Origin of the sequence: Janthinobacterium sp. ROICE36 (assembly GCF_002869965.1) — a bacterium.
Taxonomy (GTDB): domain Bacteria; phylum Pseudomonadota; class Gammaproteobacteria; order Burkholderiales; family Burkholderiaceae_D; genus Janthinobacterium.
The window spans coordinates 16574-27490 of sequence record NZ_PEBS01000070.1; the positions used below are offsets into that span (position 1 = coordinate 16574).

10 protein-coding genes are annotated in these 10917 nt (G+C 59.8%); 5 read left to right on the top strand and 5 right to left on the bottom strand.

The window, feature by feature from the left end:
- From CSZ94_RS22295 to CSZ94_RS28920, 4 genes are read right to left on the bottom strand one after another with little or no spacing between them, the layout of a single operon-like run.
- Positions 1-1323, bottom strand: coding sequence for an ABC transporter permease (locus tag CSZ94_RS22295; RefSeq protein WP_102123527.1), 1323 nt, complete (start codon positions 1321-1323; stop codon positions 1-3).
- Positions 1324-1332: 9 nt separating this feature from the next.
- Entirely contained in the window at positions 1333-2049 is a 717-nt protein-coding gene (locus CSZ94_RS22300) for an ABC transporter ATP-binding protein (protein WP_102123528.1), read from the bottom strand.
- Positions 2050-2086: 37 nt separating this feature from the next.
- Complete coding sequence (locus tag CSZ94_RS22305) at positions 2087-3352, bottom strand: efflux RND transporter periplasmic adaptor subunit (RefSeq protein WP_102123529.1); 1266 nt, start codon at positions 3350-3352, stop codon at positions 2087-2089.
- Positions 3353-3380: 28 nt separating this feature from the next.
- The gene (locus tag CSZ94_RS28920) at positions 3381-3836 is read right to left on the bottom strand and encodes a hypothetical protein (RefSeq protein ID WP_258001143.1); all 456 of its coding nucleotides are present in this window, start codon (positions 3834-3836) and stop codon (positions 3381-3383) included.
- Here CSZ94_RS28920 and CSZ94_RS22310 point away from each other — a divergent pair.
- Positions 3817-5130 (top strand): MutS-related protein, encoded by a 1314-nt coding sequence (locus CSZ94_RS22310; RefSeq protein ID WP_258001144.1) that lies wholly within the window; start codon positions 3817-3819, stop codon positions 5128-5130. The two genes, CSZ94_RS28920 and CSZ94_RS22310, sit on opposite strands and share 20 nt — an antisense overlap.
- A 9-nt stretch (positions 5131-5139) precedes the next feature.
- Here the strand turns inward: CSZ94_RS22310 and CSZ94_RS22315 are convergent, their stop codons facing one another.
- Positions 5140-7065 (bottom strand): phosphoethanolamine transferase, encoded by a 1926-nt coding sequence (locus CSZ94_RS22315; RefSeq protein WP_146009875.1) that lies wholly within the window; start codon positions 7063-7065, stop codon positions 5140-5142.
- Positions 7066-7500: 435 nt separating this feature from the next.
- Here CSZ94_RS22315 and rpsL point away from each other — a divergent pair, with 435 nt between their 5' ends.
- From rpsL to CSZ94_RS22335, 4 genes are all read left to right on the top strand, one after another.
- Positions 7501-7884: a 30S ribosomal protein S12 gene (gene rpsL / locus CSZ94_RS22320; RefSeq protein WP_010394376.1), complete on the top strand. Its 384-nt coding sequence runs from the start codon at positions 7501-7503 to the stop codon at positions 7882-7884.
- Positions 7885-8036: 152 nt separating this feature from the next.
- Positions 8037-8507, top strand: coding sequence for a 30S ribosomal protein S7 (gene rpsG, locus CSZ94_RS22325; RefSeq protein ID WP_065310159.1), 471 nt, complete (start codon positions 8037-8039; stop codon positions 8505-8507).
- A 108-nt stretch (positions 8508-8615) separates the two neighbouring features.
- Entirely contained in the window at positions 8616-10721 is a 2106-nt protein-coding gene (gene fusA / locus CSZ94_RS22330; protein WP_102123530.1) for an elongation factor G, read from the top strand.
- A 72-nt stretch (positions 10722-10793) separates the two neighbouring features.
- Positions 10794-10917 (top strand): GTP-binding protein (locus CSZ94_RS22335; protein ID WP_017454492.1); only part of this gene is annotated, 124 nt, incomplete at its 3' end.

The following is a 10917-nucleotide window of genomic DNA, read 5'->3' on the forward strand; positions in this document are numbered from 1 at the left end:
TCATTGGGATTTGAGCTGTATCGCCGGCGTCACCTGGCAAGCGCGCCAGGTGGGCAGCAAACCCGCCAGCAGGGCGGCCAGCACGGAGACGGTAAACGTCAGCAGCAGCATCGGGACATCCATGTGCGCCACGGTGCCCAGTTCCTTCGATTGCGAACGCACGATGGCCAGCGCGGCATAGGCCAGCAGCAGGCCCAGTACGCCGCCGGCCAGGCCGATGACGCCCGTCTCGATCAGGAACTGGCGAAAGATGTCGCGCCGCGTGGCGCCCAGCGCACGGCGGATCCCCACTTCACTGGCGCGTACGGAAAATTTCGCCAGCAGCAGGCCGATGGTATTGACCAGGCATAGCAGCAGGAAGCCGAAGGCCAGCCAGGCCGCCAGCTTGTTGTCGTTGTCGACCACGTTCAGGAAAACCATCCATTCCTTGACGTTGTACAGCGCGTTGGGCGCGTGGCGCGGCATGCGGCCCAGCTTGCGCTGCTCGGCAGCATAGCTGTCGAGATATGCCTGCAGCTCGCCACGCTGGTCGGCGCTTTCCATCTCGAACCAGAACTGCAGCCAGGTGCAGTCCGAGGCCAGGGTGCCCTGGAAACCAGGGCCGCGGTCGACGCCGCTGCAGGCCATACCGCCGTCATGCCGCGTCTCATGGCGGATGGCGCTGGCAAACGGAATGAAGAATTCATCTTCCGTGCCAAAGGCGCCCTTGCTGCCGATGATGCGGTGTATGCGCGGCACGGGATCCCAGTGATCGAGCACGCCGCTGACCAGATATGGCTGTCCCAGCACCATCACGCGCCGTCCCACGGGATTAACCGTACCCAGCAGTTTTTCCGCCAGCGATCGGCTCAGCACGATGACGTCGGCGCCGCTGGCGTCATCGGCTACGCTCCATGGCTGACCATACAGAAAGGGGACTTCGAACATGGCGAAAAAATCGCGCGTGGGCGCCAGGCCCTGGGCCTGGAAGGCGCCGACATCCGTGCGTGCCGGCTCGACCGGGCCGGCCACGCCGTACATGACGGTGCGGCGCACGCCCATGTTGCTGGCCATGAAATTCTTCGCGTCGGTATAGGCCAGTTGCGCCTGGCCGAAGGTGGGCTTGGCGCCCGGTACATAACTTTTTAAGGGGACGACGTCGATCATCGGCACGAACAGGCGGTCGCTCTTGTGCGGCAGCGGGTCGCCCGACATGGCGTGCAGGATGGTAACGGTGGCCACGCTGGCGGCTACGCCGACGGCCAAGGTCAGTATCATCAATGCGGTCAGGGCGCGGTTGCGGCGCAGGCTGCGCAGGCCCAGCGTGAAATAGTAGCGGAACATGTTCTCTCCTTACGCGGTCACGGGGTGCTGCGGCCTGGCCGACAACGTGGCGCTGTGTTGCACCAGGTCCGACACCTGGCCGTCGATGATGTGCACGTTGCGCTGGCTGCGCAGCGCCAGTTCGGGATCATGCGTGACCATCAGGATGGTGGTGCCTTGTGCGTTGATGTCTTCCAGCAGTTCCATCACGCCACGCGCCATTTGCGTGTCCAGGTTGCCGGTCGGTTCATCGGCCAGCAACAGTTTGGGCGAGCCGGCCAGCGCGCGCGCGATGGCCACGCGCTGCTGCTGGCCGCCCGACAGTTCGGCCGGATAGTGTTTCATGCGCGAGGCCAGGCCCACCTTGGCCAGTGCGTCCTCGATGCGTTCGCGCCGTTCCGCGCTGTTGAAGCCCCGATAGCGCAAGGGCACGTCGACATTGTCGAACAGCGAGAGGTCGGGAATCAGGTTGAAGCCCTGGAAGATGAAGCCCAGTTTTTCATTGCGCAGGCGCGAGCGGGCATTGTCGTTCATGCCCCTGACGTTGACGCCATCGAGGATGTATTCACCGTCGGTGAATTCTTCCAGCAGGCCAGCGATGTTCAGAAAGCTCGTCTTGCCGGAGCCGGACGGTCCCGTGACAGTGACGAATTCCCCCTGCTTGACGTGGATTTCAAAACCACGCAACGCGTGCGTTTCGATCATGTGGGTACGATAGACTTTGTTCAGATTTTGCATGCGCAGCATGATGGACCTCTTGATGGAATGGAGTAGGTGCAGCTGATTAATTGAGGGAAACGCGGGCCGCGTTCTCGAACGCTTCCGTGCCGGCGACCACCACCTTGTCGCCCAGCTTCAGGCCGCCGAGGATTTCCACGGCCGAGACGCTGGTGGCGCCCAGCTTGATCGGCGTGCGGATGGCCACGCCGTCGCGCACGACGTAAGCGAAACGGCCGCCTTCGGCTTCGACGAATGAGCCGCGCGCCAGCATCAGCACATTCGGTTTTTCATCGATTAGCAGGCGCGCCGCCACGCGCTGGTTCTGGCGCAGGCCGGCCGGCTGCTCGCCGTCAAAACGCACGCGCGCCAGCACCTGATTTTTCACCACTTCAGGCGACAGCGCCGACAGCTTGCCGGTTGCCTTGATGGCGCCCGTTTCTATCTCGGCGCGCATGCCCAGGCCGATATCGGCAACATACGTTTCCGGTACTTCCAGTTCGATTTCCAGTTGCGACAGGTCTACCAGGGTCATCAGGGCGGTATTGGCTTGCACCACGCTGCGGTTGGCCACGGACAGGGTGCCGATGAAGCCATTGACTGGTGCGCGCACTGTCAGTTCGTCGACCCTGCGCTGGGCGTTGTCGCGGCTCAGGCGCTGGCGTTCCAGCTCATTCGCCTTGGTTTTCAAGGCCAGGGTCACGTCTTCGCTTTCCAGGCCCGCCGCCTGCGAGGCGTGCTTGCTGCGGATATCGGCGGAATTCAAGGCATCCTTGGCCTTCTGGTAATCGATCTTGGCGATGATGCCCACCTGCGCCACGCTTTCATAACGTTCCAGCGTGCGCTGCGCGGACAGGCGTTCGATCTCGGCCGTATCGGCTTCGCGCCGCGCCAGCAGCTTCTGCTTCTTGGCCAGGATCTGCTGGCGCGCCACTTCCGCTTCCAGTTGCTGCACGCTCGACTGCTCCCGTTTCAGGGCGTCGGACAGGTCCGGCGATTCCAGCACGGCCAGGATGTCGCCTTTTTTTACCGTGTCACCCGCTTTGGCCTTCAGGGTCACTGTGGCCACCGTGGTCGAGTACAGGGTGGGGCTGATGGCGGCCACCACGCGGCCATTCACGGCGGCGTCGCGGATCAGGGTGCCGCGCGTGACCTCGGCGATGCGCAGGCGGCTGCTGTTGACGGAATGCTCGCTGTTACGCCAGCCGGCAACGGCAGCGACGGCCGCGCCGATGACGATGACGGCGCCGGCCAGCAGCAGGGCACGTTGCTTGTGGCGCTGGCCCGGAGGGGTGGACAGTACGGCGTCTTGGGTAGAGGTATCGCGGATCATGGTCAGGTCTCGTGAAGGATGCCTTTTCCTATGCAGGATCCGTGCCAGTTATCAAGTCCTTGATTTGAATGGGAAATTTTTTTGGTGTCCGGCTGTCCGCCGTGTCCGCGCTGTCCCGGAGGTGTCCGCGTGCGCGGCAGTGCCGCGGCGTGTGCGCATGGATCTTGATATTCTGGCAATCGACCTGATCTGCGGCCCAGGCAGTGATGGCGCGCGGCGCCATGCTGGTCCCCTTTTTTGGAGCATGATGTCGCCTTCGCCCTCCCTGTTTGCCCGTCTGGGCCCGTGGCTGCGCCAGTTTGCCAGCCTGCCCGAAGCGGCGCAATTCGATTTCCCCTTTGCCCGCAGCGACATTGCCATGTTGCAGCAGGTCGAAGCTGGCCCGATCCAGCTCGATGAACAGACGTGGGACGAAATGCTGGTCGATGACTACCATATGCAGCTCGCCGATCAGACCAGCATTCTTGGCCAGCAGCGATTGCATCAGCGCCTGGCCGGCGGCACAGCAGGCGGTGATCGAGCAAGCCATGCGGCCGCTGCGCACGGCAGACATGGAAGTGGCGGCGCTGCTGTGCGGTACAGCGCCGCCAGCACCACCGTGGTGGAGCCGCTGGCTGCTGCTGCCGACGCTGGCGCTGTTGGCGTCGCTGCTGGCCGCGCGGCTGTTTGCGCCGCTGGCATGGGCCATCGCGGTGCCCGTCTGGCTCTTGCTGATGGCGTTGCAGATGCGTTTTTACGAGCGTTGCAAACCGTGGGAGCGCAGCGTCTTTACCTTGCAGCAGATACTGCTGGTACATGGCCGCCTGGGCGCGCTCGATACTGCGTTCACTGCGGACCTGCGCGAAGGTGGGCGGGCTGCCGGCGTGATCAATCGCCAGATCACGCCGCTACGCTGGATCAAGATGATTCCCCTGCTGGGCGAATATGACGACTGGCTCATGTTGGGCAATATCCGGCGCTACTTTCACAGCCTGCGCGTGGTGCGGCGCGAACGCGCCTTCTTGCGCCAGAGTTTCCTGCTGCTGGCCGACCTGGAGGCGGATCTGGCCCTGGCGCGCCACCTGCGCGGTCGCGCGCAGTTTTGCTGGGCGCAGGAAGCCGATGCGCGGCAGTTGTCGCTCGATGCCATGGTGCATCCGCTGCTGGACGGCGCCGTGCCGCTGTCGCTGCAGCTCGACGGCCGCGGCGCCTTCATCTCGGGCCAGAATGCGATCGGAAAAAGTACCTTGCTGCGCGGCGTGGGCCTCAATCTGATCAGTGCGCGCGCCTTCGGCTTTTGCTATGCGCAGGCGGCGCAGGTGCCCATGCTGCCCCTGTATTCGAGCATGCAGAATGAAGACTCGCTCGATGGCGGCGAAAGTCTGTATATCGCCGAATTGCGGCGTGCACGCGAATTGCTGGCGCTGGCCGAGGGCGGGGCGCCGGCCTTGTTCTTGATCGACGAGATTTTTCGCGGCACCAACCACCTCGAATCGGTGGCGGCTGCGGCTGCCGTGCTGCATTCCCTGGCCGCGCGCCACCTGGTGATCGTCTCGTCGCACAACCTGGTGCTGGGGCCGCTGCTGGAAGACTGCCTGGCGCCGTGGTGCGTGCGCCGCGATGAAGGGGGTGCGCTGCAGCTGGCGCCCGGCGTGCTGCAGGCCACGAATGGCATCGCCCTGCTGGCGCAGCGCGGTTTTGACGCCGGCATCGCCGACAAGGCCGGGCGTGTCTTCGACTGGCTCAGCACGCACATGGCGCAACCGGCCGATTGCGGCGGCGTCCTCGAACGGGCCTGATGGCCGCCCTTACTTGTCCTGCTTTTCCGGCGTGCTCTTGTCGATCACTTCGCGGCAATCGCCGCGGATGATGGCGTTGTCGTAGTTGGTCCAGCCGTAGCTGTCGACGTAGCGCTTGTGCTGCTTGAAGCGGGGGCTGGCGATGCTCCATTCGGGCTGTTCGCCGGGAAAGCGGATGTCGCCCAGGTCGAGTAGCGTGTGGAACATGTTTTCCGTCGACAGGCGCGCCTTCTGATGGCGCTGCAACTGCGTCACCTTGTCCGGATAGTGCTGCTGGAATTGCGGCGAATACCAGACGAAGGCGGGCACGTGGAATTCGAATTGCGTGTTGTGGCCATGGAAGGCCAGGCGGCAGGTGCCGTCGTACAGGGTCTGGCCATGGTCGGCCACGTAGACGAGCGAGCTGCGCAGGGCGGTGCGCTGGCCATCGTCCTTTAGTATGCCGATCACGTTTGACAGGAGCCAGTCCGTGTACAGGATGGAACTGTCGTAGCTGTTGTTCAACTGTGGCTTGATGGCCGTGTCCGTGTAGACGGGCTTGTCGACGCCAAACAGCGACGGCTGCCACTTGTCGAAGGACTTCGGATAGCGCTGGCTGTAGTTCCAGTGGCTGCCCAGGGTATGCAGCACGATGAGCTTTTTCGGCGCCGGGTCGGCCAGCGCGTTCTTGAATGGATCGAACAGGATCTGGTCGAAATTCGAATTGTTGGTAAAGCCGCCCAGGTTCAAAAATTGCACCACGTCCGCTTCCTTGGCAAACACGGAGACGGGCGTATCGAACTGGCCGAACGAGATCTGGTTCGACAGCCAGTAAGTCTTGAAGCCCGCTTCCTTGTAGGCGGTGAGGAAGGATTTTTCCGAAAAGCCATCCTTGAGGCTTTGCGTGGCCGGCTTGCGCGAGATGATGACGGGCACGGACAGGCGCGTGGCGGAAACGGCCGTGATGACGTCGGCCAGCGGCAGCAGATTGCTTTCCTGTTTCAGCAGGGGATTGGTGTCGCGCTCATAGCCGTTCAGGCTCCAGCGGTCGTAGCGCGACGATTCGCCGATCACCATGACCACTACTTCCGGATGGGGATCGGGATGTTGCTGGTGTGCGCCGAAACGGAAGCTGCTGCTTTTTTGTCCCAGCTCGGCCAGGTACCGACGCTCCTTGTAGAAATCGTAGCCGCGCGCGGCCAGGCCGAACGGCCAGGAATTGCTGACGGTGTCGAAGGCGTAGGGCAGCCGCGCCCAGTGGGGCAGGCTGGGCCACCCCAGGCCCGTTTCATCGGCGCCGGCGATGCTGGCGTTCTCCGGTTTGCTGCTTTCCTCGTCGTCTTCGGCTGTTTCGTCTTCGGCCGAACTGGCGTCGCCGAAGCCGGAGGCGCCCGCCTTGCCGCTGGCCGCCGGATGGCTGGCCTTGGCCGGCGCGGGGGCGCTATGCAGAACCTTGGCCTCGAAACCGAATTCGTAGCCATACAACCAGAAGCCGCCCAGCAGGATCAGCAGCAGGAAGGCGGCCGGGCGCGTCTTGCCACGCCAGTCCAGCTCGCGCGTGCGCGTGGCCGCCCACCAGCCGAGCGCACACCAGGCGATCACGCCCAGCATGACAGCGCCCATCAGCCACACTTTTTGTCCCAGGAATTCCATCGCTTCCTTGGGGCTGGTTTCGAAGATGATGCCCAGGTGGTGCGTGGAAATGCCCTGGCCATAGAAGATGAACAGATAGATTTCCGTCGGCAGGGCCAGGAAGGCGGGCACCAGCAGCCAGTGGAAATAAGCGGGGCGCTTGAATACGCTCCAGACGGCCAGCCAGGCCAGCAACTCGAACGTGAGCATCTGCCAGGGATGCTCGAGCGGACGTCCCAGCAGCGCGGGAATGAAGGGCACGGCCGTCAGCAAGGCATAGGTCAGGAGCAGGAACAGATAGGCGGGGCGAAGCAAGGGGTGCATAAAGGGGGCAGGAACGCAGCGAAAAATGTCCGCTATTATCAATCCTTTTGTTGTGTTGCGGTCATACAAGAATGTGTGCGTCCGATGCTTGGCCGCAGGGAAAGAATGTCAAAGCAGCTATGGTTCAGGGGTGCAGTCGTGCGCGCCGCATCGCCAAAGATTAGTTAAAATGCCACAAATACCCCCATTCTTTGCCTTTTTTTATAGCAAAAAGCGGTAAACTGATTGACCCCCTGTAACACAAGGTCTAAACTAGCGAGTTCTCGATTTTATTCTGCTCATCGTTTACGTATTGCTGCTTGGCATTTCATGGCCGCTCCTTATCGAGTGGCTACGGGCGCCTCCGGTGCGCAGTAGATGAAAGCGGGACGAGGTTTTAGTCGCCGGGCATCTTGCCCGGGTTATTAATCGTAGTTTTTTGTTGGATTTATAACGATGCCAACCATCAATCAATTGATTCGCAATCCACGCGTCGCTTTGACCGTGAAGAGCAAATCGCCGGCGCTGGAAAACAGCCCGCAAAAACGTGGCGTTTGCACACGTGTTTACACCACGACTCCAAAGAAGCCTAACTCGGCTCTGCGTAAAGTCGCTAAAGTTCGCCTGACCAATGGTTTCGAAGTCATTTCGTACATTGGCGGTGAAGGCCATAACCTGCAAGAGCATAGTGTTGTGCTGTTGCGTGGCGGTCGCGTTAAGGATTTGCCGGGTGTGCGTTACCACATGGTTCGCGGTGCCCTGGATACCCAAGGCGTTAAAGACCGTAAGCAATCGCGTTCGAAGTACGGTACCAAGCGCGCTAAAGCAGGCAAGAAGTAATAAGTTGTACGCAGCAAACCCAAGTTTCGCTCAGTGGCAACTAGCTAAGTGAATGTAGTCGACCGCATCTGGTCGAGTAAGTGGAAGACTATGATGGTCGTCCGCGAGTGTGCGAAGAACGCGCGCTCAACTGAAGATTGAAAGGAATTGATATGCCACGTCGTCGTGAAGTACCCAAGCGCGAAATTTTGCCAGATCCAAAATTCGGCAACACTGATGTCGCTAAATTTGTAAACGTGCTGATGCTGTCCGGTAAGAAATCGGTTGCAGAAAACATCATCTACGGTGCTTTCGAGCACATCGCAGCAAAATCGGGCAAAGATCCGCTCGAAGTTTTTGTTACCGCAATCAACAACGCCAAGCCGCTGGTTGAGGTGAAATCCCGTCGCGTCGGTGGTGCAAACTACCAGGTGCCGGTCGAAGTTCGCCCAGTCCGTCGTATGGCTCTGTCCATGCGTTGGTTGCGTGAAGCTGCTAACAAGCGCAGCGAAAAATCGATGCCACAACGCCTCGGCGGTGAGTTGATGGAAGCGGCTGAAAGCCGTGGCGGCGCGATGAAAAAACGCGACGAAGTCCATCGTATGGCTGAAGCGAACAAAGCGTTCTCGCATTTCCGCTTCTAATATAAAGCCAGCTGCCGCAAGGTGGCTGTCAAGCATCTGTTGTTCGAGGCCGGGCTCATTTTTGCAAAAAAATGCTGCTCGGTTTTGTCCATTCATTTAGGATTAATTATGGCCCGCAAGACCCCCATTGAGCGCTACCGCAATATCGGTATCTCCGCTCACATCGATGCAGGTAAGACGACCACCACCGAGCGCGTTCTGTTCTACACGGGCGTGAACCACAAGCTGGGCGAAGTCCATGATGGCGCTGCCACCACCGACTGGATGGCGCAAGAGCAAGAGCGCGGCATCACCATTACCTCGGCTGCTGTTACGTGCTTCTGGAAGGGCATGGCAAACAATTTCCCTCCGCATCACATCAACATCATTGACACTCCGGGTCACGTTGACTTCACCATTGAAGTAGAACGTTCGATGCGCGTGTTGGATGGCGCCTGCATGGTTTATTGTGCAGTCGGCGGCGTGCAGCCACAATCGGAAACGGTTTGGCGTCAGGCTAACAAGTACAAAGTGCCACGTCTGGCCTTCGTGAACAAGATGGACCGTACCGGTGCCAACTTCTTCAAGGTCTACGATCAGATGCGTTCGCGTCTGAAGGCCAACCCAGTGCCTATCCAGATACCTATCGGCGCTGAAGACCTCTTTACCGGTGTTATCGATCTGGTCAAGATGAAAGCGGTCATCTGGGACGATGCTTCGCAAGGCATGAAGTTTGAATACGGCGAAATTCCTGCCAACCTGGCTGCTGAAGCTGCCAAGTGGCGCGAAAACATGGTTGAGGCCGCTGCTGAAGCGTCCGAAGAACTGATGAACAAGTACCTGGAAGAAGGCGAGCTGTCGGAAGCCGAGATCAAGGCTGCTCTGCGTCAGCGTACCGTCGCCAGCGAAATCGTTCCAATGCTGTGCGGTACCGCCTTTAAAAACAAGGGCGTACAGGCAATGTTGGACGCGGTGATCGAGTATCTGCCATCGCCAATCGACATTCCACCTGTCCCAGGTCTGGACGAGGACGAGCAGCCAGTTGAGCGTGCAGCCGACGACAATGAGAAATTCTCGGCATTGGCGTTCAAGATCGCAACCGATCCGTTCGTCGGTCAGCTGTGCTTCATCCGCTGCTATTCGGGTACATTGAATTCGGGCGATTCGGTCCTGAACTCCGTGAAGCAGAAGAGAGAGCGTATTGGCCGTATCGTGCAGATGCAAGCCAATGAGCGCGAAGAAATCAAGGAAATGCGCGCTGGCGACATCGCTGCCGTCGTGGGTCTGAAAGACACTACCACGGGCGATACGCTTTGCGACGAAAAGGCCAGCGTCGTTCTGGAACGCATGGTCTTCCCTGAGCCTGTGATTTCGCAGGCAGTCGAGCCAAAAACCAAGGCTGACCAGGAAAAAATGGGCCTGGCGCTGAATCGTCTGGCAGCAGAAGATCCATCGTTCCGCGTGCGTACCGATGAAGAATCGGGTCAGACCATCATCGCCGGTATGGGCGAGTTGCATCTGGACATCATCGTTGACCGCATGAAGCGCGAATTCAACGTTGAAGCGACCGTCGGCAAGCCACAAGTGGCTTACCGCGAAACGATCCGTAAAGTGTGCGAAGAGTCGGAAGGCAAATTCGTCAAGCAATCGGGTGGTCGTGGTCAATACGGTCACGTGGTTCTGAAGATCGAACCGCAAGAACCGGGCAAGGGCTTCGAATTCGTTGACGCGATCAAGGGCGGTACCGTTCCTCGCGAATACATCCCTGCAGTTGAAAAAGGTGTGCGCGACACGCTGACTTCGGGCGTGATGGCTGGTTACCCAGTTGTTGACGTTAAAGTCACGTTGTTCTTCGGTTCGTACCATGATGTTGACTCGAACGAAAATGCATTCCGCATGGCCGCTTCGATGGCATTCAAAGATGGCTGCCGCAAAGCATCGCCAGTCATCCTGGAGCCGATGATGGCCGTGGAAGTGGAAACGCCGGAAGACTACGCCGGTACCGTGATGGGCGATCTGTCGTCGCGTCGCGGCATGGTGCAAGGCATGGATGAAATTGCTGGTGGTGGCGGCAAGATCATCAAGGCCGAAGTGCCTCTGTCGGAAATGTTCGGTTACGCCACATCGTTGCGTTCGTCGACCCAAGGTCGTGCGACTTACACGATGGAATTCAAGCACTATGCTGAAGCACCTAAGCATGTGACTGAAGCAATCGTAAGCTCGAAAGCTAAGTAATAGAAGTTCCGGGCCGGCTTTCACGAGAATGCCGGTCCCTACATTTAAATCATTGTTCTAAGGAAGAATAAAATGGCAAAAGGTAAATTCGAACGGACCAAGCCGCACGTCAACGTCGGCACCATCGGCCACGTCGACCACGGTAAAACCACGCTGACCGCTGCAATCGCAACGGTTCTGTCGAAGAAATTCGGCG